Genomic DNA, 25,666 nt, shown 5'->3' with positions numbered 1-25,666 from the left:
AATATGTCAGAGACGATTTTAGTAACGGGAGCATCAGCCGGTTTTGGACAAGCCATCTGTCGTCGCTTAGTTGCCGATGGGCATCGGGTGATTGGTGCAGCTAGACGCTTAGATAAATTGACAGCTCTTCAAGAGGAGTTAGGCACAGCCTTTTTCCCACTGCAAATGGACGTGACGGATCCTTCTCAGGTAGATCATGCACTTGCTAGTTTGCCAAAAGCTTGGAAGAGAATTGATGTCTTGGTGAATAATGCTGGCTTGGCCCTAGGACTCGCTCCAGCTCATGAAGCAGAGATCGTAGATTGGTTGACCATGATTCAGACCAACATTATCGGTCTGACCTATTTGACCCGGAAAATCCTCCCCCAGATGGTGGAAAGAAATGACGGTTATGTCATCAATATGGGGTCAACTGCTGGAACAGTGCCTTATCCAGGAGCTAATGTTTATGGTGCCTCCAAGGCCTTCGTCAAACAGTTCTCATTAAATCTGCGCGCTGATCTAGCTGGAAAGCAGATTCGGGTGACCAATATTGAACCAGGTCTCTGTGAAGGGACTGAATTCTCTGCGGTTCGCTTTAAAGGAGATGAAAAACGAGTAGAAGCTCTCTATCGAGATGCCCATGCCATTCAGCCTGAAGATATAGCCAACACGGTGTCTTGGCTCATTCAACAGCCCAAGCATGTCAATGTCAATCGTATCGAAATCATGCCGGTTTCCCAAACCTTTGGCCCTCAGCCGGTCTATCGGGGTGACTAGTTTTACTAACCAGCACGAGATCCGGTGCTGGTTATTTTTCCATGTTGAGAATAGAGAATAGGAGGGGAAACCCATGTCGAAAGCCTTAGTGATTGGATCCACTGTTTGTGATATTATGGTCTATCTAGATCGTCTACCAAGTCGGGAAGGGGATGCCCATATTCATGAGCAGACTTGGTCACTTGGAGGGTGTGCCTTTAATGTCGTCTCCGTTCTTCATGCTTTAGGTCAAAAGGTTGACTTCATCTCGCCAGTGGGGACAGGTGTCTACGGAGATTTTGTCAAGGCAGAACTAGAGAAGTTAGGCATCCAATCCCCAATCTCCGTAACAGGAGCGAATGGTTGTTGCTATTGTTTCATTGAGTCGGATGGGGAACGAACTTTTTTATCAGATCATGGAGTGGAATATGGTTTTCAGAAGGAATGGCTCCAGTCTCTGGAGCAGGAAAGCTATGACTCTATTTATCTCTGTGGCCTTGAAGTAGAAGAGCCGACCGGAATGGAACTCATTCAATCTGTGTCAAAACTTGAAGGCCAAGTTATCTTTGCACCAGGACCTCGAGGCCTCTTGATTCCCAAGGAGCGTTTGGAAGCCATCTATGATTTGCATCCAATCCTTCATCTCAATGAGGCAGAAGCCAAGGCTTTTTCAGCTTGTGAAGAGATTGCTGACGCGGCTAAGAAGCTCTACCAAAGAACGGGGCAGTTAGTCATCGTCACCTTGGGAGAAAAAGGAGCAATCGCATACGATGGTAGGTTCTACGAGGTAGACGGATTTCCGACAGAAGTTCGTGATACCGTAGGAGCAGGAGACAGTCATCTGGGAGCCTTTTTAGCAGCATCCTTGAAGGGGCTAGATGTGGAGGATGCCTTAACCTTTGCTAACCGTCTAGCAAGTATGGTTGTTGCGACCAAGGGAGTTCATTTAGAGCGCCATCACTACCATACCTTACGGCAAGAGTTGAACCAATTAGTCCAGTCAAAAAGAAGCTGACAAACTGTCAGCTTCTTTTGAGTTGGTCTTATAATGGTCGCTTATTGGGCAAACCTGCTTTTCTTGGGTATTTATTGGGTGTTTCTTTTTTCTTCTCCACAACAGTAATGTAGCGAGGATCCCCATTTGGCAATTCATACTGTAGATTGTCTTCAACCTTGCTAAATAGCAGATTCAGGGCGTTTTTGGCTTCCTCCAGCTCTTCTGGAGCATTGCTAGCTTTAAGTGCGAGGAGGCGCCCCCCTACTTTCAAATAAGGAATGGTCAGCTCAGAAAGGACCTGCATCCGAGCAACGGCACGAGCAGTCACAAGGTCAAATTGGGCACGGAAGGCCTTATCTTGCGCAAAGTCTTCAGCTCGTCCATGGTAGAAATGAACCCTGCTCAAGTCTAACTCTTCAGCTAGTAGGTGGAGAAAGTTGATCCGCTTATTGAGGGAATCAATGATGGTCACATCCAACTCAGGGAAAAGGATCTTCATTGGAAGACTTGGAAAGCCAGCACCAGCTCCGATATCCAAAAGACGGATGGGTTGGTTTTCGATCAACCCCTGCAAGATGGGGGCGATTGAATCATAGAAATGCTTGAGATAGACCTCGTCTTTTTCGGTGATAGCAGTGAGGTTGATCTTTTCATTCCACTCAACCAATAACTCAAAATAGCGTTCGTATTGTTCTTTTTGTCGATCAGTTAATGGGAAGCCGAGGTCGGCTAAACGGGTATAAAATTCTTCTGGTTTCATAAGATAATTTTACCACAAAATAAGAGAAATTTGATATACTGGTAGAAAGAAATGAAAGGAATTCAATAAAATGATTTGGATTATTCTTGGGATCCTTGTGGTCCTTGTATTGATGGTAGTAGGAGTTTACAACGGTTTAGTGAAAAGTCGGATGCAAACTCGCGAAGCTTGGAGTCAAATCGATGTACAATTGAAACGTCGGAATGACTTGATTCCAAACTTGATCGAAACGGTTAAAGGGTATGCCAAGTACGAAGGAGATACACTTGCTAAGGTCACTCAACTTCGCCAACAAGTAGCTCAAGCATCTTCACCTGCAGAAGCAATGGCAGCCAGTGATGCTCTTTCACGTCAAGTTGCAGGCATCTTTGCGGTTGCTGAAAACTACCCAGATTTGAAGGCTAATACCAACTTCATGCAATTGCAAGAAGAATTGACCAATACAGAAAATAAAATTTCTTATGCCCGTCAATTGTACAACAGTGTGACAAGCAACTACAATGTGAAATTGGAAACTTTCCCAACAAATGTGATTGCTGGAATGTTTGGCTTCAAACAAGCCGAATTCCTTCAAGTGCCTGAAGAAGAAAAAGCAGTACCAAAGGTGGACTTTAGCGGATTAGGAGACTAATATGCTGTTTGACCAAATTGCAAGCAATAAAAGGAGAACCTGGATTCTCCTTATTGCTTTTTTCATACTCTTGGCCCTCATCGGAGCAGCCGTCGGCTACCTCTGGTTAGGATCCTCTCTTGGTGGCGTCATCCTTGCTTTGATTATTGGTGGCATCTATGCCTTTAGCATGATTTTTCAATCAACGGAAGTTGTGATGCGAATGAATGGTGCACGCGAGGTGACAGAAGATCAAGCTCCTCAACTTTACCATGTTGTCCAAGACATGGCCATGGTGGCTCAGATTCCTATGCCTCGTGTCTATATTGTAGACGATCCGTCCATGAATGCATTTGCGACAGGGTCCAATCCTCAAAATGCGGCTGTTGCAGCAACGACAGGTCTTCTAGCTGTGATGAATCGTGAGGAATTGGAGGGAGTTATTGGACACGAAGTTAGCCATATTCGCAATTACGATATCCGCATCTCCACTATTGCAGTGGCCTTAGCCAGTGCCATCACGATGCTCTCGAGCATTGGTGGCCGGATGATGTGGTGGGGCGGTGGCCGTAGACGGGATGATGATCGAGAAGGAGGCAGTGGTTTAGAAATTATTATTCTGATCCTTTCCTTGATTGCCATCGTATTAGCTCCATTAGCGGCGACCTTGGTACAGTTAGCCATTTCTCGTCAACGGGAGTTTCTGGCGGATGCTTCAAGTGTCGAATTGACACGGAATCCTCAAGGGATGATTAATGCTCTATTGAAACTGGATCATAGTGCACCCATGCAACGAGAAGTTGATAGTGCAAGTAGTGCACTCTTTATCAACGATCCAAAAAAAGAATCCGGCTTTCAAAAGCTGTTTTATACCCACCCACCCATTGCCGAGCGGGTGGAAAGACTAAGAAGAATGTAAAGTGAGAGTGGGACAGAAATCGGTAATTCGTTAGAATTCGATTTCGTCGTCCCACCTCCGCACAGTTGAGTAGGGCTATAAAAGCTGATGAAATCAGCGTAGTAGAGCCCACTCAACCACTGCGTCTTGCTCGACAATCAAAAGACAATTTAGAGGCTAGGACTTTTGTCCCAGCCTCTTTATTTGCTAGATAAGAGGACAGTGCCGAAACCGAGGAAGGCAAACATCCCCCAGGCAATAGGAAGGCTCCAAATAGCTAGACTAGAAAAAAGGGCTGTTCCAAGAGGCATGGCAAAGCTTACCATCAGACCCAAAAAGCTAGAGGTTGAGGCTAATTTCTCAGCTGGCAGTTTGCTCATTAAAAGACTGGAAACTTTTGGGTTGATTTTTGCAACAAGATAACCAAGAAAAGTGATGAGTAGAAGGGAAAGGATATCCCAGTGGACCAGAGTATTTGTGAGGCCAAGCATGGTCAGACCACCTGCAATCCACAGTAGAGTATGGTGGAGGGTTTGTTTGGAAAAATAATCGTGAGGTGTCAGGCTAGCCCAGACCATGCTTAAAATAGTTACTGCTTCTAAGATCAAGAGCGATTGGCTAAAGCTCAAATGAAAGAAGGGGGAGTGAAGCAGTTGCAAATTATAGATGCCGGAGATGGATCCTCCCAAAGCATTGATGAAAATTAAGGATAGGAGAAGTTTCCCAAAGTTGTGAACTTCTTCGTCTGCAAAGATAGTGGTGACATTGCGATAGATGTCTCGACATTCTTGAAGGAAAGAAACTTTCTTACTCGAATCTACTTGAATCGGTTCGTGGGTTAGTTGACGTCGTCGGATGAAAAGACAAGTGGAAGACAGGAGAAATGTCAGGGCATTGATCGAAGCAACAAGTGCAAAGTTTTGGTGACTGATAGCTAAAAGCCAGACTCCCAGCGCTTGACCTGAAATGGAACAAACCATACTAAGCAGTTGATTGAAGGAATAGGCTTCCATCAGATCCTCGCTAGGGATATTCTTCTGCATAATGGGAAGTTGCAATCCCCCGCGATAATCACTTAAACAATCTGACACAATATTCAAGAAGCAAACGATTGAAAAGGTCAAATAACCCGGAATCTTTGTCATCAGTGCAATGATGACGAAAAGGATAGCTTGCAGAAAGCCCATTCGGATCAGCCAGTCGGCTTTTTTAGCGGTGTGATCGGCCTTCATTCCAATGAAAATGGTGAAAAGACTTGGGATGAAAACAATGAGATTTGCGATCCCAACTGCCAGACTAGGGTGAGGCATGCTAGCCGCGAAGACCACAAAGACAAGGTTGTAAATCGCAGCACCAATGGTATTCAAAAAACGTGAAAGACTGAGTAAGGCAAAGATGTGATTGCGAAATAAGAGTTTCATAAGCTTTCCTCCTTATGCTTAGCAGATAAAATAACTTCTCTTAAATGTTGTAAGGCCTGCTTGAGAAGAGATAGTTTCTCTTCTTCCGTCAGTTCTAATTTTTCCTCTTTAACATAAAAACTAGTCTGTTTAAGGAAATAATGAAGGAGACGATTCTTTAGTTTGGTTATCATACTGGACCTCTTTCTTTTCTTGATGATCCTATTGTAGACCTCAAAAATATGGAAAACAAAAAGTTGCATATTTTCAACAAAAAGAGAGTGGGACAGAAATCGGTAATTCGTTAGAATTCGATTTCGTCGTCCCACCTCCGCACAGTTGAGTAGGGCTGTAAAAGCTGATGAAATCAGCGTAGTAGAGCCCACTCAACCACTGCGTCTTGCTCGAAAATCCGAAGACAATTGAGAGGCTAGGACTTTTGTCCCAGCCTCTTTTCAGGATTCCTTGAGGAGTTCTTGCAGGCCCTGTTTGTAGTAGTTGGCACTGACCTTACAATTCAGAATAGAGAGGACCTGGATGGCCTGTTCCATCTTTTCAAGACCAGTTTCTTTTTCTCCCTTTCGATAAAGGAATTCCCCTTTGGCATAGAGATAAACCGTCCGAAGGTAGGCTTCGTTTTCGGAGTAAAAGTGGTCCTTGATCAGCTGATCAAAATAGGTCGCATCTTCAAATTCATTTGAACTAATGGCCAGAAAAAAGCCATTGAGAAAAATAGAGTTGAGGGCAGGAAGAGAAGAGTCTAGGAGAAGCTTGAAGTCCTCCCGCTGGACCAACTCCACTGTATACTGCCGATAGAGCTGACTAGAGAAAAGAGGAGAGGTCAGAGAAAATAGGCTTAATTCAAAATTTCCCCAGATCATGACAGAGAAGAGGTAGTCATAGAGGAAATCTAGTTCCTCTTGGTTAGCAGTCAACTCTACCTCAGGATAGTTGCCAAGCATTTGGGCCTTGAGAATAATGCTGGCTAAGAAGTCTTCTTTTTTATGATGTTTCTGATAGGCTAGCTGGTAGCTTTGGTACAAGGCTTGATCGTGTTCTAAGCTCATGTTTTCATAGTGCTCTTTCAACAATTTGGGAATAAAAGAGTGCTGGTCGATTTCTGCTAGATGGGAAAACTCACTGAGACTGGTTTTAATCTGTTGTAAGGCCAGGAAAAAACGTTGCGTCGTCAGGTCATTTTCTCCTCTTTCAAATCGAGATAGCATAGAGCGCGAAAATTCTCCACCTGTAGCCTCCTCTAAAGAGATGTGGCGACTTTCACGTATTTGCCGAAAAACTGCTCCGATTTCTTTCATGCCTTCTCCTCTTTTAGCTGGTATTTTTCAACCAATTGCTCAACAGTCTTTCCCTTGCTTAACCAATCGACCAGACGATCTAATCGACGAATTTCCTGCATCAAAGGATCCTGAATCGTTTCAATTTGCACGCCACAAACTTTCCCAGTAATCAGTGTTCGATTGGGGTGATAGGCGGGAGCTTGGCGAAAGAAATCTCCGTAGCTTCCGTCACGCTTTTTCCATTCTTGCAGTTCCGCCAGAGAATAGCCTGTTAATCGCGAGGTAATTTGGTCAAGGCTAGTCTCTTTTCCACCCTTTTGTAAGACTTTTTGGACCAAAGCTGTGTATACAGTTGAAAATGGTAGGTCGTAAACTCTTGCCATCAGATTTCCTTTATCTTTTTTCATGATTATAACAAATTTTTGAGGAGACTTCTTGGTTGAAGGGACAGCTTCATGATATACTAATAGTATCTAGAAGATTTGAGGAAAAAAGAATGAAATTATACACACAAGAAATCCGTAAAAACCCTGAAGGACTAGCTTTTGATCAAGAGTTGGATTTGCTAAAGGAATTGCAAAAGCGCAATCCAGAAATTCTTGATTTAAAAGATGTCAAAGCGACAGGTCGAGTAACTTACGATACAGGTCTCTATGTCTTGGATTACCAATTGACCTATACCATCGTCCTTGCCTCTAGCCGAAGCATGGAACCCGTTGAGCTTCAAGAGAGCTATCCTGTGACAGAGGTGTTTTCTGAGGACGCACAGTCAGAGGCCGATATCGAAGCTCTTGAGGAAGATCTGATCCTTCCCATTGAAGGGGGCAAGATTGACCTGAGTGAGAGCGTGGAAGACAATATCCTTCTCAATATTCCCCTTAAAGTTCTTACACCAGAAGAGGAGGCTGGACACGGCTTTATCGAAGGCAATGATTGGAAAATCATGACAGAGGAAGAGTACCAGGAAGCTCAAGCTCTTAAGAAGGAAGAAAATAGTCCTTTTGCCGGGCTTCAAGGATTATTTGATGAAGAATAAGCTGGCTATAAAGCTTCTCTTAGGTTCTGACTTGAACTTTCCATATCTTTTGATATACTATATTTAACCAAAATGAGTGAGGGAAATTCCCTCAAAAGGAGATTAGAATGGATACATTTTTTATTCCAGGTTGGTTGATAACTGGCCTAATAGTCGCAGTTATTATTCTGATTTTGCTTGTTAAAGGCTATGTGAATGCTAAACCAAATGAAGTCGTTGTCATTACAGGTCTTCGAAAGCAACGTCATTTACGTGGTAAAGCTGGTTTTATGATTCCTTTCGTAGAACAACGTTCTTACCTTGATATTGAGCAATTCTCTACAGATGTTCGGACTTCTGAGTCTGTTCCAACGCTTGATTTCATCAATGTCCGGGCCGATGCAGCTGTTAAATTGAAAATCGGGACAACCGATGAGATGATTGCGCGTGCTGCAGAAAACTTCTTGAACTGGAATACGACAGATATTTCCAATTCTGTCCAAGATGTCTTGGAAGGAAACTTGCGGGAAGTGATCGGTCAGATGGAGCTTCGTAAGATGGTCAACGACCGTCAAGAGTTTGCTTCAAAGGTGCAAGACAACGTAGCGCCAGATTTGGCTAAAATGGGTCTGGAAGTCATCGCCTTTACGGTTCAATCCTTCTCTGATGAAGGGGGAGTCATTGATAACCTTGGTATCGAAAATGTTGAAACCATCAAGAAGGATGCCATGATTGCTAAAGCCAAAGCAGAACGCGAACGCAAAGAAGTCGAAGCAGAACAAGATAAGCTAGCCAACGACAAACGCGTCGCAGCCGACCTTGAAATCGCGCAAAAACAAAATGAGTTGAAACTCAAACAAGCAGCCCTGAAACAAGAAGCAGATATTGCTCAAGCCAAGGCAGATGCTGCGAAAGGGATTGAGGCGGAAGTGCAACGTCGTGAACAAGAGCGCGTGGCAGCCGAAGCCAACATCATGAAACAAGAGAAAGAAGCGGAAGTTAAGGAACGCGAAGTTAAGGTTCGTGAGCAAGAATTGGATGCCAACATCCGTAAGCAAGCTGAAGCTGAAAAGTATGCGCGTCAACAAGCAGCGGAAGCTGAATTGATTGAACGCCAACGCAAGGCCGAAGCTGAACTCTTCGAAACTCAAAAAGAAGCAGAAGCTCGGAAAGCCCAAGCTGAAGCAGAGAAATTTGCTCAATTGCAAGAGGCGGAAGCCATCGAAGCGAAAGGTCGTGCAGAAGCCGAAGCCATTCGCTTGAAACTAGAAGCGGAAGCCAAAGGTTTGGACCAAAAGGCAGAAGCGATGAAGAAAATGCAAGAGGCAGCCATTACCGAAATGGTGGTCGACAAATTGCCTGAAATTGCACGTGCAGTGGCTGAGCCATTGACCAAGGTGGATAAAATCACTATGTATGGTGACGGAAACGCCTCTAAGATGGTGGGCGATATCATGCAAAGTATCGACCAAGTCTCTCAGGGAGCTGGTTTTGATATTCGTCAATTGCTAGCTGGAGCTCTTGGAGTCAATATGACAGTTAATAAACTCAAAGAAGGAGAACAACCTGTCATTGAAGCATCTGAAATAGCTTCTAAAGAAAAATAATGAATCAACAGTAAGTGTCTGAGAACAGTTTCTCAGGCACTTTTGTTTTTTACATCAAAGAAATTGCCTCCTCATTCTCCTCTGGGAGCGCGGGACAGCTATTTTCTGCTTTCTTTTAAGGACGAAAAATGGTAGAATAAAGGCAAACTATAAAGAGGAGTGTCACATGACAAAAGCAAACTTTGGTGTTGTTGGTATGGCCGTAATGGGTCGTAACCTTGCCCTTAATATTGAATCTCGTGGATACACAGTTGCTATCTATAACCGTAGTAAAGAAAAAACAGAAGATGTTGTTGCTTGCCATCCTGAAAAGAACTTTGTGCCAAGCTATGATATCGAAAGCTTCGTAAACTCAATTGAAAAACCACGTCGGATCATGCTCATGGTTCAAGCAGGACCTGGTACAGACGCAACTATCCAAGCCCTTCTTCCACACTTGGATAAAGGCGATATCTTGATTGACGGAGGAAACACGTTCTACAAAGATACTATCCGTCGTAACGAAGAGTTAGCGAACTCTGGTATCAACTTCATTGGTACAGGTGTTTCTGGTGGTGAAAAAGGTGCCCTTGAAGGTCCTTCTATCATGCCTGGTGGACAAAAAGAAGCTTATGAATTGGTAGCAGATGTTCTTGAAGAGATCTCTGCAAAAGCACCAGAAGATGGTAAACCATGTGTGACTTACATCGGTCCTGATGGAGCAGGTCACTACGTGAAAATGGTCCACAACGGGATCGAGTACGGGGACATGCAATTGATTGCAGAAAGCTATGACTTGATGCAACACTTGCTTGGCCTTTCAGCACAAGACATGGCTGAAATCTTTACTGAGTGGAACAAGGGCGAATTGGACAGCTACTTGATCGAAATCACTGCGGATATCCTTGGACGCAAAGACGACGAAGGTCAAGATGGTCCAATCGTAGACTACATCTTGGATGCTGCAGGAAACAAGGGAACAGGTAAATGGACTAGCCAATCAGCTCTTGACCTTGGTGTGCCATTGTCACTGATTACTGAGTCAGTATTTGCGCGCTACATTTCAACTTATAAAGAAGAACGTGTACACGCTAGCAAGGTGCTTCCAAAACCAGCTGCCTTCAAATTTGAAGGAGACAAGGCTGAGTTGATTGAAAAGATCCGTCAAGCCCTTTACTTCTCAAAAATCATTTCTTACGCACAAGGTTTTGCGCAATTGCGTGTAGCTTCTAAAGAAAATAACTGGAACTTGCCATTTGCAGATATCGCATCTATCTGGCGCGATGGATGTATCATCCGTTCTCGTTTCTTGCAAAAGATCACTGATGCATATAACCGTGATGCAGATCTGGCTAACCTTCTTTTGGATGAGTACTTCTTGGATGTAACAGCTAAGTACCAACAATCTGTTCGTGATATCGTAGCTCTTGCTGTTCAAGCTGGTGTACCAGTCCCAACCTTCTCAGCAGCTATTACATACTTCGATAGCTACCGTTCAGCAGATCTTCCAGCGAACTTGATCCAAGCGCAACGTGACTACTTTGGTGCTCACACATATCAACGTAAGGATAAAGAAGGTACCTTCCACTATTCTTGGTACGATGAAAAATAATTGATTGTATGGTAAAGCGGATATTATTAGTAGAAAACGAAAAAAATTTAGCGCGTTTCATTGATATGGAGCTTCAAAAGGCTGGCTATGTAGTTGAGCTAGTTGAAGAAGGGGAGTCAGCTTTAAAGCTTCTACAAGCTACAGAATATGATCTAATTCTTCTCAATTATGAATTAGAGGATATGACGGGTCAAGACTTTGCTCAACGGCTTAGTGCGATTCGACCTGCAGCCGTTCTGATTGTTTTGGATAGTCGGGAGAAAATTTCTGAGCACCTGGATAGCATCCAACGCTTTGCTGTTTCCTATTCGGTGAAACCATTTATCATTAGTGATTTGGTAGATCAGATAACAGCTATCTTTAGAGGTCGTGATTTTATTGATCAACATTGCAATCAGATGAAGGTGCCCACTTCCTACCGAAATCTTCGAATTGATGTGGAAAATCACACTGTTTATCGAGGAGAAGAAGTCATTGCCCTGACACGTCGAGAGTATGACTTGTTAGCGACCCTGATGGGAAGCAAACATGTTCTCAGTCGGGAGCAACTCTTGGAGCGGGTGTGGAAGTATGAAAGCACAGCTGAAACCAATATCGTAGACGTTTATATTCGCTATCTTCGTGGGAAGATCGATCTGCCAGGACAGAAGAGCTATATAAAGACTGTTCGTGGGGTAGGCTACCAAATGCAAGAATAAATAGAATCTCCTTTGATCAGTAGGATCGGAGGAGATTTTTTTCTAAAAATGTAGATGATTCGAAGGAGTTTCGAACTATAGTCAAGGTATTTCAGCAATCGTTTGCTGTGCCTATCTCCATGTAGAAGGAACTTAAAATAGACTATTTAAATCAAAAATATTCATAAAAGGGCTTTACAAATGAAATTAAAGTGGTATAATAGAAGGCGAAATATGCAAACGTTTTCTCACGCAAGCATTTCAAACATTATAAGGAGGTCGAATGATGAATAAACAATCATTCAAAAGTCTATTCAGCTTCGAATTTTGGCAAAAATTCGGTAAAGCGTTGATGGTTGTCGTTGCTGTTATGCCTGCAGCTGGATTGATGATCAGTCTTGGTAAAACCATTACAATGATCAATCCTGAAGTTGGATTTTTTGTAACGACTGGTGGAGTTCTTGAACAAATTGGTTGGGGGGTTATTGTCAACCTTCATATCCTTTTTGCACTTGCTATCGGTGGTAGCTGGGCGAAAGAACGTGCTGGTGGTGCCTTTGCGGCAGGTCTATCCTTTATCTTGATCAACCGGATCACAGGTGTGATGTTTGGTGTATCAGGAGACATGTTGAAAGATCCAGAAGCAAAAGTAAGTACCCTTCTTGGTGGCTCTATCAAGGTTGCTGATTATTTCACTAGTGTCCTAGAAGCACCTGCCTTGAACATGGGGGTTTTCGTTGGGATTATCGCCGGATTTGTTGGGGCAACTGCCTTTAATAAATACTACAACTACCGTAAATTGCCAGATGCTCTATCTTTCTTTAACGGAAAACGCTTTGTACCATTTGTCGTGATCTTACGTTCTGTAGTGGTTGCGATTGCCTTGTCATTCCTATGGCCAGTAGTTCAAACAGGAATTAATAACTTTGGTATTTGGATTGCTAACTCAAAAGAGTCAGCACCGTTCATCGCACCATTTGCTTTCGGTACCTTGGAACGTCTCTTGCTTCCATTTGGGCTTCACCACATGTTGACCATCCCAATCAACTATACACAATTGGGTGGTACTTATGAAGTACTTTCTGGTATTTCAAAAGGTTCGACTGTATTCGGTCAAGACCCACTTTGGTTGGCTTGGGTGACTGACTTAGGAAATACAAAAGTTTCTGATCCTGCTACTTACCAACACTTGTTAGATACTTTCACTCCTGCTCGTTTCAAGGTAGGTCAAATGATTGGTTCATTTGGTATCTTGATGGGGGTTGCTCTTGCTATCTACCGCAATGTGGATGCTGATAAGAAACACAAATATAAAGGAATGTTGATTGCGACTGGTCTTGCAACCTTCCTTACAGGGGTTACAGAACCAATCGAGTATATGTTCATGTTTGTGGCAATGCCTCTTTACCTCGTTTACGCAGTGGTTCAAGGTGCAGCCTTTGCTATGTCAGACCTTGTTAACCTTCGTGTTCACTCATTCGGATCTATCGAGTTCCTTACTCGTACACCAATGACGATTAAAGCTGGTCTTGGTATGGATATCTTTAACTTCATTTGGGTAACGATTCTCTTTGCTGTGATCATGTACTTCATTGCAGACTTCATGATCAAGAAATTTAACTACGCAACTCCTGGACGTAACGGAAACTACGAACAAGCTGAAGGAGATGTAGAAGCTTCTGAAACTTCAGGTTCTGGAAAAGTGGCTGCTAACTCTCAAGCAGTTAACGTGATCAATCTTCTTGGTGGTCGTGCTAACATCGTAGATGTTGATGCATGTATGACTCGCCTTCGTGTTACTGTTAAGGACGAAACAAAAGTCGGAACGGAAGAACAATGGAAGGCTGAAGGAGCAATGGGACTTGTCATGAAAGGACAAGGAGTCCAAGCGATTTACGGTCCTAAAGCAGATGTTTTGAAATCAGATATCCAAGATTTGTTAGACTCTGGAGAAGTAATTCCAGAAACTCTTCCAAGCCAAAAAGCAAGTTCCCAACAAGTAGAAACAAGCTTTAAGGGTGTAACAGAAGAAGTTCACTCAGTGGCAGATGGAGAAGTTATTGAATTAGAAAAGGTTCAAGATCCTGTTTTCTCACAAAAGATGATGGGTGATGGATTTGCAGTTGAACCTGCAAACGGTCAGATTGTTTCGCCAGTAGCTGGTAAGGTGACAAGCGTCTTCCCTACCAAACATGCGCTTGGTTTAGTAACAGAATCTGGACTTGAAGTTCTTGTCCATATCGGTCTTGATACGGTTAGTCTAGAAGGCAAACCATTCGAGGTTAAAGTTGAAGAAGGTCAAACTGTATCAGCAGGAGATCTCTTGGTTGAAGCAGACCTAGATGCTATCCGTGAGGCAGGCCGTGCTACTTCTACGGTTGTTGTCTTCACAAATGCTACAGCAATTCAATCAGTGACTCTTGTACAAACAGGCCAACTTCCAGCAGATGCTGTCGTTGCAAAAGTTGAATTATAAAATAGAAGAGCAGTTCCTTGTGTCTTTCTGACGCAGGGAATTCTCTCTTAGGAGAGTATTGTCATGAAATTTTTGACCTTAAACACCCATAGTTGGATGGAGGAAAATCACCAACAGAAATTTGAGGATTTGGCAAAGGATATTTTGGACAAGCAATATGATATCATTTGCTTTCAAGAAATCAATCAGGAAATTCAGAGCCCACTGGCTCCTGTTAATGATCTTTATCACCCCACTCCTTCTGCGGAGCCAATCCACCAAGACCACTATGTTCGCTGTTTAGTTGAAAAATTAGAAGAAGCTGGTTTGACTTATCATTGGACTTGGGCTTATAATCATATTGGCTACGATCGCTATCATGAAGGAGTTGCTATCCTTTCTCGTAGTCCGATCCACGCAAGTGAACTTTTGGTATCAGATGTAGATGATCCTGCAGACTACCATACACGGCGTATTGCCATCGCAGAAACACATGTAGATGGGAAAGAAATCGTCGTTGCTAGCGTACACTTATCTTGGTGGGACAAAGGTTTCCAAAATGAATGGGCACGATTGGAGAAGCATCTTTCTCAGATAAAGAAACCCTTGATTTTAGCCGGTGATTTTAATAACCCTGCAGGTCAAGAAGGCTATGAAGCCATTTTAGATAGTTCTTTAGAGTTACAGGATAGCTTTATTGAAGCTCGTCATACCAAGGGAACCTATACAGTTGGCCCAGGTATCGATGGCTGGGATGATAACCAAGTTCCTTTGCGAATTGACTATGTTTTTGCTTCAAAAGAATGGCAAATTGAGAGCTTAGAGGTCGTATTTGATGGTTCGACGCAACCTCTCGTTAGTGATCACTATGGTCTAACTGCTGTTTTACATCTTTCATAAGGATGAATCCCTTAGCCAGTTATTTGGCTAGGGATTTTCTTTATTTCGCTTGCTTTCACTTTGCCCCTAAATATGATAGAATAAAGTATTAAGAAACATTAAGGGGAGGGTGTCCATGCGGTGTCCAAAATGTGGCGGTAATAAATCGAGTGTTGTAGATAGTCGTCAGGCTGAAGATGGGAAAACCATCCGCCGAAGAAGAGAATGTGACGAATGTCATCATCGCTTCACAACCTATGAACGAGTGGAGGAGCGTACTCTGGTCGTGGTAAAAAAAGATGGCACCCGGGAGCAATTTTCCAGGGATAAAATCTTTAATGGAATTATTCGTTCTGCTCAAAAACGACCAGTTTCAAGCGATGAGATCGAGTCTATTGTTAGTCGGATTGAACAAAAGATTCGTAGTCAAAGTGAAAATGAAATCAATAGCGACTATATTGGCTCCCTTGTTATGGATGAGTTAGCAGAATTAGATGAAATTACCTATGTTCGCTTTGCGAGCGTCTATCGTAGTTTTAAAGATGTTGGTGAGTTAGAAAGCTTGTTAAAGCAAATCACCAAAGGAACAAAGAAGAAAAAGGAAAAATAGATGAAGCCTAATACTTCATTTTCTTTCTTAAAGAATAATCACGTTGCCCCTCTGGGAGCCTCCTTTATGTATCTATATGCTCCCATTCTAGGAGGTCAAGCTAGCCAGTTGTACAGCTTTTTAATGAGTCTCTATGATCAAGGACAGGAAAAACGGCTGATTGCGACCATTCTAAACCACCTGGATCTTGGTTTTGCCCCTTTCCTTGATAGTCTGGATCGACTGATAGCCATGGACTTGCTAGAGGTTTTTGAGACGCATGAGGAGATTCAGATTCGTCTCTTATCTCCGTTAGAAGCTTTTCTATTTTTAGCGAATCCTGTATACAAAACCTTATTAAAGAAAAAAATTGGCGATCAAGCAGTAGCAGACTTACTTCCTGAAAAACCAGAGGGTCAAAAACGAAAGGTCGCTTTTGCAAGTATCTTTGGGATTGAAGGTATTTCTATTGCTCAGCCTACATCACCAGCTTTTAGTTTAGATCACTTTAAACAATTGATGGCTCGAGATGGGCTTCGTTTTGCCAATGAAAGCGAAGACCTCTTGGTGCTCTATGCCATTACGGAAGAAAAGAATTGGACCTGGTATGAGACCTACCTCTTAGCGAAAGAAACGGCAACTAATTTTGTCATTTCAACTAAGCGTATGAGACAAAAGTTGATCCAACAACCACAAGAAAAAGGCAAGGATGAGTTCACTCCGCAGGAAAGAATCATTATTCGGGAAGCTAAAAATAAGACCAGTCTTCAATTTTTAGCAGAAATCAAACAAGCTCGCAAGGCTGTAGTGACACAATCAGAGCGCAAAGCAATTTCTGATTTGGCCAAGTTAGGACTCTTAGATGAAGTCATAAATGTAATCTTGCTGTTGACCTTTAACAAAGTTGCTTCCGCAAATCTTAATGACAAGTATGCCTTAAAAGTTGGAAATGACTTTGCTTACCAGGGGATAAAAACTGCTGAAGAAGCCGTTTTGAAGATTCGTCAACGACAAGAACCAAGTACGAAAAAAACAAAAGAGAAGCAAGCAACAGGGAAAACCAATGTCCCTAAATGGAGTCAACCTAACTATACAAACCAGACTAGCCAGGAAGAACAAGCTGACCTGGAACAACAAAAACGAGCCTTGCTCGAGAAATTAGATCAAGGAGGGGAGTAAATGGAGAGCGTAGGGAAAACCATGTCCCAGATGAATCGATTACAACAGTTCAATTATGAAGAATTGGTGGCTCAAATTCTCACCGAACCTGAGATTGCAGCTTTTATTGAAAAGGAAGCCTTATCGGATGCAGAAATCCGTCGTAGCATTTCAAAATTTAATCAATACATCAGTGAGCGTAATCGCTTTGTCCTTGACGATGCAGATTATATTGCAAGAGGGTATAAGCCTGTTTTAGTAATGAATGAGGGTTATGCGGATGTTTCCTATGAGGAGACACCTGAGCTGATTGAGGCGCAAAAACAAGCAGCTATCAATAAACGCTTGCAACTAATCAACTTACCAAGCACCTTGAAGGAAGCTTCCTTAGCCAAAGTGGACTTGGATGATCGTGGACGTTTTGGGGCCTTTGAAGAGTTAGCCAATTTTGTTGCTTCCTATCCTCAAGCACGTAAAGGAATTTTTCTATATGGTGATTTTGGAGTAGGGAAAAGCTATATGATGGCAGCCCTGGCTCATGACTTGTCCGAAAAACGGCAGGCTTCTTCAACCCTCTTGCATTTCCCAAGCTTTGTCATTGATGTCAAAAATGCCATCAACACAGGCCAAGTCAAAGAGATGCTGGATCAGGTTAAGAAAGCTGAAATTTTGATCCTTGACGATATTGGAGCAGAGCAAATGTCACCGTGGGTTCGGGATGAAGTCTTGCAAGTGATTTTGCAACACCGGATGCAGGAGATTCTTCCAACCTTCTTTACTTCGAATTTTAATTTTGAAGATTTAGAACGTCATTTTGCTACGTCTCGGAATGGAGATGAGACTTGGCAAGCCAAACGTGTTATGGAGCGAATCAAGTTCCTGGCTAAAGAAGTCCGCCTAGAAGGAGAAAACCGCCGATGAATACTGTTATTGATTTGATGAAATCTCATTCCTCTGTCCGTCGCTTTAAAGAGGAGGATATCAAGGAGGAAGATCTTCAGGAGATCCTAACAGCTGGACAGATGGCTTCCTCTTGGAAGAACTTTCAGTCTTACTCCATTATCTTAGTGAGAAGCCAGGAAAAGAAAGAGGCGCTCTATCAATTCGTCCCTCAGGAGGCCATCCGTCAATCCTCTGTCTTCCTACTTTTTGTAGGAGATCTCAACCGAGCTGAAAAAGGAGTTCGGATGCATACGGATCAATTCCATCCAGAAGGACCGGATAATTTGTTGATTACTTCTGTAGATGCGGCCTTGGCAGGTCAGAATACCTTGCTGGCCGCTGAAAGTCTAGGCTATGGAGGGGTTATTATTGGCTTAGTTCGTTATCAAGCTTCTGAAGTAGCTAAATTATTCAATTTACCAGATTATACCTATCCTGTCTTTGGGATGGCTTTAGGGGTTCCAAACCAAAACCATCCTGTGAAGCCTCGCCTTCCTTTGGAAGCTGTTGTCTTCGAAGAAAGTTACCAGGAGCAGACTCCTGAAGTGATTGAAGCCTTTGATCGAGTACAGACTGCCTATGCTGGAGCACGGGCAACGGATACTTGGAGCCAACGATTGGCTGCCCAATTTGGACAGGAAGAACCTGCTGCTACGGCAGAATTATTAAAGAAACACCAACTAGAAAAATAAGAGAAAAGAGGACACCATGGCTTTACCTACTGTTGCCATTGTAGGACGTCCCAACGTCGGGAAATCGACGCTCTTTAACCGGATTGCCGGTGAGCGGATTTCCATTGTCGAGGATGTCGAAGGGGTTACTCGGGACCGTATTTATGCAACGGCAGAGTGGCTCAACCACCAATTTAGTATTATTGATACTGGCGGGATTGATGACGTGGACGCACCTTTCATGGAGCAAATCAAGCACCAAGCTGAGATTGCCATGGATGAAGCAGACGTCATTGTCTTTGTCGTATCTGGAAAAGAAGGGATTACCGATGCAGATGAGTATGTCGCTCGGATGCTCTACAAGACCCATAAACCAGTCATTTTAGCAGTCAATAAAGTGGATAATCCAGAGATGCGAACTGACATCTATGATTTCTACGCTCTTGGCTTAGGAGAACCCTTGCCAGTGTCATCTGTACACGGGATTGGTACAGGGGATGTCTTGGATGCTATTGTTGAAAACCTTCCTACGGACCGGGAAGCAGAAAATCCAGATGTCATCAAGTTCAGCTTGATTGGTCGTCCAAATGTCGGAAAATCTAGTCTGATCAATGCTATCCTTGGGGAAGACCGCGTCATTGCCAGTCCTGTGGCTGGAACGACGCGAGATGCGATTGACACCCATTTTACCGATGCGGAAGGCCAAGAATACACCATGATTGATACAGCCGGAATGCGGAAATCTGGTAAGGTCTATGAAAATACAGAGAAGTATTCTGTCATGCGGGCCATGCGGGCTATTGATCGCTCGGATGTGGTCTTGATGGTCTTGAACGCAGAAGAAGGAATTCGCGAGTACGATAAGCGGATTGCTGGATTTGCCCATGAAGCTGGAAAAGGGATGATTATCGTGGTCAATAAGTGGGATACCCTTGAAAAGGATAACCACACCATGAAGCAATGGGAAGATGATATTCGAGATCAGTTCCAATACCTTTCTTATGCACCTATCATCTTTGTCTCTGCTTTGACCAAACAACGCTTGCACAAGCTACCAGACATGATCAAGCAGATCAGTGAGAGCCAAAATACACGCATTCCTTCAGCTGTCTTGAACGATGTCATCATGGATGCCATTGCCATTAATCCGACACCGACAGATAAAGGAAAACGTCTGAAAATCTTCTATGCGACTCAGGTCGCTACCAAGCCACCAACCTTTGTGGTCTTTGTCAATGAAGAGGAGCTCATGCACTTCTCTTATCTTCGTTTCTTGGAAAATCAAATTCGGAAAGCCTTTGTCTTTGAAGGGACCCCGATTCATTTGATTGCTCGGAAACGGAAGTAATAGATGTCTACTCCGAAAGAATAACTAAATCTAGGAAAAGGAGCAAGCCTTTATGGAGTGCTTCTTTTTTACTGGCCGAGTAATACAATTGAAGTGGAGCTGGGTAGAAATGAAGACGATCATCATTTTGAGGGATGTTTTCACCTTATTTCTATTATCTTAGTTAGAAAGACCGCTCTCATATCAATATTTCTTTTTTTGGAAGGGCTATACGTTTTTTGGAAGGGCTATACGTTTTTTGGAATCTATTTCCGACTTCTTATTCTCATTTCAATCGTAGAGCTTGGGATCTTAGGTCTTGGATTAGCCAGTATACCGAAAATAGCGTTCAGCATTGGCTTCCTTTTCTTTTCTATTTTAGGCTTGCTCATATATTCTTTCTCTTTGATAGTTATCGGGGAATAGAGACATAAAAAAACTCAAAATGAAGGTTTTAAACACACAAAAAGAGGGCTTGCCCTCTTTTTTGGTGAATTGGTCTATCGGAAGATGCATTACTACTTGCTATCCTCTGCTACCTTTTTAAATTTCATTTCAAAGTACATTGGGAATTCATCCTCTGTGGCTGATTTCGTTTCCAATGTCAGTGTCAGAATGTTGCCTACTAATTCATAGTGGTAGAAGACAGGGTATCTTACATCAGCCCCTCCTACAATGGCAAGTCCCAAAATATTTGGTGTTTCTAAGAAAAAAATGGTTTTATCTGTTTCATTCAGCATTCCATCTTTTAAAACAGAATGAGCTGTCAACTTGTCTCTGTCTAATTCAACTTTATGATGTTTATATTTATCAAAAATCCCCTTGAAATTGTTAAGGAGATTCGTAGTGAACTCTTCTTTGCTAATGGTTATAGGTTCTTTGGGATCTTTTTCTTTATACGCATAATAGTTATCTATTAATGGTTTCATTTCTAATCTATACTCAAATGAAACCTGATCTTCGGAGATTGTGAGGGTTGGAGCGACATCTTTCATCGCATCAGAGTATATGAGTCTAGATGCATGCGAATCGGCCATGTCAATATATCCCAAGCTTCGTTCAATAGTATTTCTGAACTCAATAGCTTCCCATTTCCCATCGAGTGTTACTGTATTATCAGTGGATGAAGTGGATTCAACGGATGAAGTGGACGTTGAGGGAGAATGAGTCGAAGGTGTTCTTACACAAGCAGCAAAGAAGAAAAGAGAAAAAAACGTAATCAAGAAAGCTTTCATTATTTTTTTGAACATAAGATTCCCTCTTTTCTATTTGGATGGCTGTGTTAATACTCGATTGAATTTCAATTCAAAAAGATGGGGAAGATGATCCTCATCTTCAGCTTCTAGACTTAAAATTAACTGATCATCTTTGAGTTCGTAGTGATAAGTTGCAGGCTTGAAGGGGCCGTCCACTGTAAAAGTGAAAGAATTGATTAACGTCAAAGCTTCCTTGAAGTGAATGGTTTTGTCTTTCGTATTTACAGTACCTGGGGCGTCGAAAGTGTATTCGCCAGTTTCTGTATTTACAGTTGCCTTGATTGATTTATATCGAGCTGCTAGTTCTTTAATACCTTGGAGTTGTTCTTTTTTGAATTCTTCTTCAGTTTTGGTTTTCTTTGCGATAGCGTAGTAATTCGTGAGATAAGTGTTTAGATCATAATCGTAAGTCACTTGAGCTTGGTCTTTATCAATGGTTAGTCTCATATCTAAAGCATCAAATTGGGGTAAAAAGGTTGCAAATGTGCGTCCATACATATCGTGAATAAAGTAAGTTTTCTGAACAGCATTTCGGATATCGGTTAATTGCCATTCCCCAGTAATTCCTGTTGCAACATCTTTAGAAGATGTTGCTTTTTCAGGTTTTGGCGAGCATCCTCCAATAAAGAGGATGGAGGCAAGAAGGACAACTGTACAGATAAGTTTTTTTGTTAGTCTAAACATAGTAGACCTCCTAATGAATAGTGATAGATTTCTTTTTTTCATGAAGATGACGATCTTCTTATTTTGTTACAGTATGTTTCTTAGTTTTACAGAAACAACACTACAGACTACATTGTAAACACATCCTTGTATATCATTTCTATTATATCGCTAAGTTGTAAGGAGAAGGTATAGAAGAGATTACAAAAGGATTACAAATTCTAAGAAAAGGAACCTATAATGTGAAAAAGCTTTAACCTCCTTATTATTTTTTAAAGGATGTGATATAATAAAGAGATTAATGTAAGGTGGTAATTATGGCAAAATTAATTCCAGGAAAGATACGTTCTCAAGGGACTCTATTATATGAAGAGGGACGAGTTTCTCTAAAGGAAAAAAAGGATCAGTACCTCTATTTTCGAATCGAGGGAGAGAATCTTCGGTATAGCCTGGATGATCAAGCAATTTTTTGTAGCTGTGATTTTTTCCAAAAAAAGAAATTTTGTATCCATCTAGCTGCAGCAGAAGCCTTTCTAAAAAACGATGGTCAGGGGAAGGAACTATTACGGAGCTTGGAAGAAGATGTGACTGAATCCCAAGAAACCCAAGATAAAGTCTCTTTTGGAAGTTTGTTTTTAGACCAAGTTCTACCGAAAGTTGAAACCAAAGAAATCAAATACGGATTGTCAGCAACTGGGCATGTAGATGATTATTCGGGGCAATTTTTGTGGACTCTACGGATTCACCGCTTACCTGATGAGCGCTCTTATGTGGTGAGAGATATTTTAGCCTTTTTACAGGCAGTACAAAAAGAAAGCTATTTTGCCATCGGGAAAAGTTACTACGAACCCTTGGCCTACGGAGCTTTTGATCCAGAAAGTCGAGAACTGATTCGATTCATACAAGGATTGGTATCAGGAGCCTCAACGCATGATTCTCTTTTTTTTCCAAATGCAGGCCGTCATCTCTATTTACCAATGACTCTCTTTGAAGAAGGAGTCCAATTGCTGATGGCTCTTTCTTCCTTCATATTGGAACTGGGGCTTGAAAGCTACCAGGAAGTCTACTTTCAAGAATTACAAGAAGATTCAGGTCTCTATTCTTTCCAAGTGGAGGAAAAGAAGGACTATACGGAGCTTCAGGTCGATGTTCGAAGTTATAAAATGGTGGAAGGTCGTTTCCTTTTTGCGAATGGACATTTTTATCAAGTTCATCCACTTCAAAAATCCTTGATTGATGCCATTCAAGATTTACCTATAGATACGGATCGAAAAAGAAGGGTTCAATTTGATGGAGCAGATCAAACGAAATTAACCTATAGTCTGGAGAAATTTCGCTTAATTGGAAGTATTCAAGCACCAGAGAAGTTTGTTATTCATGATTTTCAACCTCGTTTTCATTTTGACTTGTCCCAAGATCAGGAGGTTCTCTTAGACTTAGAATTTGTATTTTCGGATCGCAAGATCAACTCTAGGAATGAATTGGAGAAGCTTCCTTATTCTGGTAATTTTGATAAGGAACGCCAAGTATTTGAGACCATGTTAGTGGCGGGATTTACCGATCAGTTCCAGACCAAACGGGCGCCTCTCCTACCTCAACAAGTGTATAGCTTTTTTAATCAGACTCTTCCTTTGTTCGAGCTACTGGGTCCTGTTCAGTTATCAGATGCTCTACTCGACCTCTATCATGTAGAAAAGCCCAAAGTCTCTATCCAGACCAGTGGCCGTTTACTAGAAATTGGTTTTGATTTTGATTCTGTTGATCCTGCTGAGGTGGACCAAGTCCTGTCTGCATTGATAGAAGCTAATGATTATTATGTCAGTAAGGCTGGGAAACTTCTGATTTTTGATGAAGAAACCAAGAAGATAAGTCAGATCCTCCTTGATCTTCGGGCTAAGAAAACCAAGGATGGACAGTTGCAAACCAACCGAATCGCAGCCTTCCAGTTGTCCCAACTATTTGAGAAATCTGAGAATGTCCAATTTTCTGAACAATTTCGCCAGCTAGCTTATGATTTGACCCACCCGGAAACCTATTCACTAGGGGAAATCCAAGTTCAAGCCAAACTCCGAGATTATCAAGAGATTGGGATTCGTTGGTTGTCCATGTTAAATCATTATGGTTTTGGGGGAATACTAGCGGATGATATGGGACTTGGAAAGACCCTCCAAACCATCGCCTTTCTTTCGAGTGTGGCTAGTCCAGATAAAAAAATATTGATTTTAGCGCCTTCTAGTTTGATTTACAATTGGAAAGAGGAATTTGAAAAATTCGCTCCGCAAATGGAAGTCGAAGTCATTTATGGTTTGAAAGCTAATCGGGATGAGGTGATTGCCAGTAATCCTCAGGTGGCTATTACCAGTTATGCCTCTTTCCGCCAGGATGTAGAGCAGTACCAAGAAAATCAATACCATTACTTGATCTTGGATGAAGCCCAGGTCATGAAGAATTCCCAGACAAAGATTGCACAAAATTTACGGAAATTCGATGTTCCCCATACCTTTGCCTTATCAGGGACCCCTATTGAAAACCATGTAGAAGAACTCTGGTCCATCTTTCAAATCGTTCTCCCTGGATTGTTTCCTGGGAAGAAAGAATTTAAACAGCTCAGTCCAGAAACCATCTCCCAGTATGTCAAACCTTTTATATTGAGACGGAAAAAAAGTGATGTCTTACAAGAGTTGCCTGATTTGATCGAGATGACCTACAAAAACGAATTGGCAGATGATCAAAAAACGATCTACTTAGCGCAACTTAAACAAATGCAGGAGAGAATCCTGACATCCTCAGTAGAAGAAATCAACCGGAGCAAGATGGAAATTCTATCTGGTTTAATGCGTCTTCGCCAAATCTGTGACACCCCTGCCCTCTTTTTAGAAGATTATGAAGGGGAAAGTGGAAAATTAGACAGTTTGCGAGAACTCTTGGAACAGATCAAAGATGGGAATCAGAGAGTTTTAATTTTCTCTCAATTTAGGGGGATGTTAGACTTGTTGGAAGGAGAGTTGCAGTCTCTCGGCATGTCCTCTTTTAAGATTACAGGATCTACTCCAGCTAATGACCGACAAGACATGACCAATGCTTTTAATGCTGGCCAAAGGGATGCCGTCCTCATTTCCTTAAAAGCTGGAGGTGTTGGACTAAACCTAACTGGAGCAGATACCGTCATCTTAGTCGATCTTTGGTGGAATCCTGCAGTAGAAGACCAAGCCATTGGTCGCGCCCACCGTATGGGTCAAGATAAGAATGTTGAAGTCTATCGGATGATTACGCGTGGAACAATTGAGGAAAAAATTCAGGAACTACAAACGAGTAAACGTCATCTAGTATCTACCATCCTAGATGGAACAGAATCACGCTCTGGTCTCTCTATCGAAGAAATTCGGGAAATTTTAGGGATTTCAGCTGAATAACTTGAAAAATAAAATGAATAGTTTATAATTAATGAAGTGTCGAAAGGAAGAGAACAATGAAGGATAAGCATTTCCCTCAAGTAGCAGATGATGAAATCATGCTAACCAGTATGCCCCATATGAACTTGTACGATGATGGGGACTTCATTAGTAACATTCTTGGGGATTATACAGATAAAAATTATTTAGAGTGGGAGCCGATTGCAACCAATAAAAAAGCAGATCACCCCTATCAAAAGCCGTTTCAACAACCGCTAGAACGTAGTAAACATAAAAGACAACCAATGGCGCCAGACTTTAAGGCGCCTGTTGATAAAAAAAGTTCTGCCAATCGCTATGCAGAGGAGGCACGTGAAGCAGCGAGAGCGGATTTGAAAAAAAAGCGTACAGCGCCTTATCTAACAGCAGATATTGCTTCTAAGCCAAATCGAAAGAAATTTACCCCTTCTTTCATGCCTAAAACTAAGCCGACGGCTCCTTTTCAAAAGGAGAACCCAGGAGAATTGGCTCAGTTTGGAGATCGCCTCAAGCAGGATCAGTTGATTCTCCTTGATGTGGCGGAAGCAACACCACTTTCTGAAAACCTTCAAGAAGAGCAACCTAAGAAAAATAACTATGATTTCTTGAAAAAGAGTCAAATCTACAACAAGGATCAACACAAGAACCAATCACAGCCAGTGAAGCAAGAACTGAATGTGACTAAGCTGGACCAATAGAAGGAG

General features: G+C 42.2%; 24 protein-coding genes. 17 read left to right on the top strand and 7 right to left on the bottom strand.

Translation table 11 applies throughout. The features are described 5' to 3' along the window. Positions 1-3: 3 nt before the first annotated feature. Both E5S68_RS05710 and E5S68_RS05705 read left to right on the top strand, forming a co-directional pair. Positions 4-759 (top strand): SDR family oxidoreductase, encoded by a 756-nt coding sequence (locus E5S68_RS05710; protein WP_135782712.1) that lies wholly within the window; start codon positions 4-6, stop codon positions 757-759. Positions 760-832: 73 nt separating this feature from the next. Beyond that, a complete protein-coding gene (locus E5S68_RS05705) occupies positions 833-1,753 on the top strand; it encodes a carbohydrate kinase family protein (protein WP_135782711.1) in 921 nt (306 codons plus the stop codon). 28 nt (positions 1,754-1,781) lie between these two features. On the opposite strand, the gene rsmG is transcribed toward E5S68_RS05705, so the two are convergent. Then, the gene (gene rsmG / locus E5S68_RS05700) at positions 1,782-2,495 is read right to left on the bottom strand and encodes a 16S rRNA (guanine(527)-N(7))-methyltransferase RsmG (protein WP_135782710.1); all 714 of its coding nucleotides are present in this window, start codon (positions 2,493-2,495) and stop codon (positions 1,782-1,784) included. A 70-nt stretch (positions 2,496-2,565) separates the two neighbouring features. On the opposite strand from rsmG, the gene E5S68_RS05695 reads away from it, so the two are divergent. Both E5S68_RS05695 and htpX read left to right on the top strand, forming a co-directional pair. Beyond that, positions 2,566-3,126 carry a LemA family protein gene (locus E5S68_RS05695; protein WP_061564262.1) on the top strand — a complete coding sequence of 187 codons (561 nt, stop codon included), beginning with the start codon at positions 2,566-2,568 and terminating at the stop codon, positions 3,124-3,126. 1 nt (position 3,127) lies between these two features. After that, a complete protein-coding gene (htpX, locus tag E5S68_RS05690; protein ID WP_135782709.1) occupies positions 3,128-4,024 on the top strand; it encodes a zinc metalloprotease HtpX in 897 nt (298 codons plus the stop codon). A 179-nt stretch (positions 4,025-4,203) separates the two neighbouring features. Here the strand turns inward: htpX and E5S68_RS05680 are convergent, their stop codons facing one another. From E5S68_RS05680 to E5S68_RS05665, 4 genes are all read right to left on the bottom strand, one after another. Further along, positions 4,204-5,424 (bottom strand): MFS transporter, encoded by a 1,221-nt coding sequence (locus E5S68_RS05680; protein WP_135782708.1) that lies wholly within the window; start codon positions 5,422-5,424, stop codon positions 4,204-4,206. Further along, complete coding sequence (locus E5S68_RS10520) at positions 5,421-5,597, bottom strand: hypothetical protein (RefSeq protein WP_167470832.1); 177 nt, start codon at positions 5,595-5,597, stop codon at positions 5,421-5,423. The genes E5S68_RS05680 and E5S68_RS10520 overlap by 4 nt, the downstream gene beginning before the upstream one ends. Positions 5,598-5,858: 261 nt before the next feature. Continuing rightward, complete coding sequence (locus E5S68_RS05670; RefSeq protein ID WP_135782707.1) at positions 5,859-6,719, bottom strand: helix-turn-helix domain-containing protein; 861 nt, start codon at positions 6,717-6,719, stop codon at positions 5,859-5,861. Beyond that, a complete protein-coding gene (locus E5S68_RS05665; protein ID WP_200773480.1) occupies positions 6,716-7,087 on the bottom strand; it encodes a DUF2200 family protein in 372 nt (123 codons plus the stop codon). Before E5S68_RS05665 ends, E5S68_RS05670 begins: the two co-directional genes overlap by 4 nt. Positions 7,088-7,197: 110 nt before the next feature. Here E5S68_RS05665 and E5S68_RS05660 point away from each other — a divergent pair, with 110 nt between their 5' ends. The 11 genes from E5S68_RS05660 (at position 7,198) to der (ending at position 19,633) form a co-directional block, all read left to right on the top strand. After that, on the top strand, positions 7,198-7,737 hold the full coding sequence (locus tag E5S68_RS05660; protein WP_135782705.1) for a YceD family protein: 540 nt from the start codon (positions 7,198-7,200) through the stop codon (positions 7,735-7,737). Between the two features lie 107 nt (positions 7,738-7,844). After that, a complete protein-coding gene (locus tag E5S68_RS05655; protein WP_135782704.1) occupies positions 7,845-9,323 on the top strand; it encodes a flotillin family protein in 1,479 nt (492 codons plus the stop codon). Between the two features lie 166 nt (positions 9,324-9,489). Further along, entirely contained in the window at positions 9,490-10,914 is a 1,425-nt protein-coding gene (gndA, locus tag E5S68_RS05650) for an NADP-dependent phosphogluconate dehydrogenase (protein ID WP_006151777.1), read from the top strand. A gap of 8 nt (positions 10,915-10,922) precedes the next feature. Beyond that, positions 10,923-11,612: a response regulator transcription factor gene (locus E5S68_RS05645; RefSeq protein ID WP_135782703.1), complete on the top strand. Its 690-nt coding sequence runs from the start codon at positions 10,923-10,925 to the stop codon at positions 11,610-11,612. A gap of 265 nt (positions 11,613-11,877) precedes the next feature. Further along, on the top strand, positions 11,878-14,067 hold the full coding sequence (locus E5S68_RS05640) for a PTS transporter subunit IIBC (protein ID WP_135783105.1): 2,190 nt from the start codon (positions 11,878-11,880) through the stop codon (positions 14,065-14,067). Between the two features lie 63 nt (positions 14,068-14,130). Continuing rightward, positions 14,131-14,946: an endonuclease/exonuclease/phosphatase family protein gene (locus tag E5S68_RS05635; protein ID WP_135782702.1), complete on the top strand. Its 816-nt coding sequence runs from the start codon at positions 14,131-14,133 to the stop codon at positions 14,944-14,946. A gap of 115 nt (positions 14,947-15,061) precedes the next feature. Further along, positions 15,062-15,535, top strand: coding sequence for a transcriptional regulator NrdR (nrdR, locus tag E5S68_RS05630; protein ID WP_135782701.1), 474 nt, complete (start codon positions 15,062-15,064; stop codon positions 15,533-15,535). Then, positions 15,536-16,693 (top strand): DnaD domain protein, encoded by a 1,158-nt coding sequence (locus E5S68_RS05625; protein WP_135782700.1) that lies wholly within the window; start codon positions 15,536-15,538, stop codon positions 16,691-16,693. It abuts the gene before it with no gap. Beyond that, positions 16,694-17,593 (top strand): primosomal protein DnaI, encoded by a 900-nt coding sequence (gene dnaI / locus E5S68_RS05620; protein ID WP_135782699.1) that lies wholly within the window; start codon positions 16,694-16,696, stop codon positions 17,591-17,593. It abuts the gene before it with no gap. Then, entirely contained in the window at positions 17,590-18,306 is a 717-nt protein-coding gene (locus E5S68_RS05615; protein ID WP_135782698.1) for an NADPH-dependent oxidoreductase, read from the top strand. Before dnaI ends, E5S68_RS05615 begins: the two co-directional genes overlap by 4 nt. Positions 18,307-18,322: 16 nt before the next feature. Further along, a complete protein-coding gene (der, locus tag E5S68_RS05610; protein WP_135782697.1) occupies positions 18,323-19,633 on the top strand; it encodes a ribosome biogenesis GTPase Der in 1,311 nt (436 codons plus the stop codon). 497 nt (positions 19,634-20,130) lie between these two features. On the opposite strand, the gene E5S68_RS05605 is transcribed toward der, so the two are convergent. Together E5S68_RS05605 and E5S68_RS05600 are read right to left on the bottom strand one after the other, a co-directional pair. Further along, on the bottom strand, positions 20,131-20,862 hold the full coding sequence (locus E5S68_RS05605) for a hypothetical protein (RefSeq protein WP_135782696.1): 732 nt from the start codon (positions 20,860-20,862) through the stop codon (positions 20,131-20,133). Positions 20,863-20,877: 15 nt separating this feature from the next. Next, positions 20,878-21,552: a hypothetical protein gene (locus tag E5S68_RS05600; protein WP_135782695.1), complete on the bottom strand. Its 675-nt coding sequence runs from the start codon at positions 21,550-21,552 to the stop codon at positions 20,878-20,880. Between the two features lie 296 nt (positions 21,553-21,848). Between E5S68_RS05600 and E5S68_RS05595 the strand changes: the two genes are divergently transcribed. Further along, positions 21,849-24,944 carry a pilus expression-regulating Snf2 family helicase gene (locus E5S68_RS05595; RefSeq protein WP_135782694.1) on the top strand — a complete coding sequence of 1,032 codons (3,096 nt, stop codon included), beginning with the start codon at positions 21,849-21,851 and terminating at the stop codon, positions 24,942-24,944. Between the two features lie 56 nt (positions 24,945-25,000). Beyond that, positions 25,001-25,660, top strand: coding sequence for a divisome accessory protein ZapJ (gene zapJ / locus E5S68_RS05590; protein ID WP_135782693.1), 660 nt, complete (start codon positions 25,001-25,003; stop codon positions 25,658-25,660). Positions 25,661-25,666 lie beyond the last annotated feature (6 nt).

This window comes from Streptococcus rubneri (assembly GCF_004785935.1).
GTDB classification, from domain to species: Bacteria; Bacillota; Bacilli; order Lactobacillales; family Streptococcaceae; genus Streptococcus; species Streptococcus rubneri.
The sequence above is the reverse complement of the archived record's forward strand: the minus strand, read 5'-3'. Positions and strand labels throughout refer to the sequence as shown.

Coding starts and splice junctions, on each gene's coding strand:
- E5S68_RS05710 (WP_135782712.1), top strand. CDS start 4: ATGTCAGAGACGATTTTAGTAACGGGAGCATCAGCCGGTTTTGGACAA.
- E5S68_RS05705 (WP_135782711.1), top strand. CDS start 833: ATGTCGAAAGCCTTAGTGATTGGATCCACTGTTTGTGATATTATGGTC.
- rsmG (WP_135782710.1), bottom strand. CDS start 2,495: ATGAAACCAGAAGAATTTTATACCCGTTTAGCCGACCTCGGCTTCCCA.
- E5S68_RS05695 (WP_061564262.1), top strand. CDS start 2,566: ATGATTTGGATTATTCTTGGGATCCTTGTGGTCCTTGTATTGATGGTA.
- htpX (WP_135782709.1), top strand. CDS start 3,128: ATGCTGTTTGACCAAATTGCAAGCAATAAAAGGAGAACCTGGATTCTC.
- E5S68_RS05680 (WP_135782708.1), bottom strand. CDS start 5,424: ATGAAACTCTTATTTCGCAATCACATCTTTGCCTTACTCAGTCTTTCA.
- E5S68_RS10520 (WP_167470832.1), bottom strand. CDS start 5,597: ATGATAACCAAACTAAAGAATCGTCTCCTTCATTATTTCCTTAAACAG.
- E5S68_RS05670 (WP_135782707.1), bottom strand. CDS start 6,719: ATGAAAGAAATCGGAGCAGTTTTTCGGCAAATACGTGAAAGTCGCCAC.
- E5S68_RS05660 (WP_135782705.1), top strand. CDS start 7,198: ATGAAATTATACACACAAGAAATCCGTAAAAACCCTGAAGGACTAGCT.
- E5S68_RS05655 (WP_135782704.1), top strand. CDS start 7,845: ATGGATACATTTTTTATTCCAGGTTGGTTGATAACTGGCCTAATAGTC.
- gndA (WP_006151777.1), top strand. CDS start 9,490: ATGACAAAAGCAAACTTTGGTGTTGTTGGTATGGCCGTAATGGGTCGT.
- E5S68_RS05645 (WP_135782703.1), top strand. CDS start 10,923: ATGGTAAAGCGGATATTATTAGTAGAAAACGAAAAAAATTTAGCGCGT.
- E5S68_RS05640 (WP_135783105.1), top strand. CDS start 11,878: ATGAATAAACAATCATTCAAAAGTCTATTCAGCTTCGAATTTTGGCAA.
- E5S68_RS05635 (WP_135782702.1), top strand. CDS start 14,131: ATGAAATTTTTGACCTTAAACACCCATAGTTGGATGGAGGAAAATCAC.
- nrdR (WP_135782701.1), top strand. CDS start 15,062: ATGCGGTGTCCAAAATGTGGCGGTAATAAATCGAGTGTTGTAGATAGT.
- E5S68_RS05625 (WP_135782700.1), top strand. CDS start 15,536: ATGAAGCCTAATACTTCATTTTCTTTCTTAAAGAATAATCACGTTGCC.
- dnaI (WP_135782699.1), top strand. CDS start 16,694: ATGGAGAGCGTAGGGAAAACCATGTCCCAGATGAATCGATTACAACAG.
- E5S68_RS05615 (WP_135782698.1), top strand. CDS start 17,590: ATGAATACTGTTATTGATTTGATGAAATCTCATTCCTCTGTCCGTCGC.
- der (WP_135782697.1), top strand. CDS start 18,323: ATGGCTTTACCTACTGTTGCCATTGTAGGACGTCCCAACGTCGGGAAA.
- E5S68_RS05605 (WP_135782696.1), bottom strand. CDS start 20,862: ATGTTCAAAAAAATAATGAAAGCTTTCTTGATTACGTTTTTTTCTCTT.
- E5S68_RS05600 (WP_135782695.1), bottom strand. CDS start 21,552: ATGTTTAGACTAACAAAAAAACTTATCTGTACAGTTGTCCTTCTTGCC.
- E5S68_RS05595 (WP_135782694.1), top strand. CDS start 21,849: ATGGCAAAATTAATTCCAGGAAAGATACGTTCTCAAGGGACTCTATTA.
- zapJ (WP_135782693.1), top strand. CDS start 25,001: ATGAAGGATAAGCATTTCCCTCAAGTAGCAGATGATGAAATCATGCTA.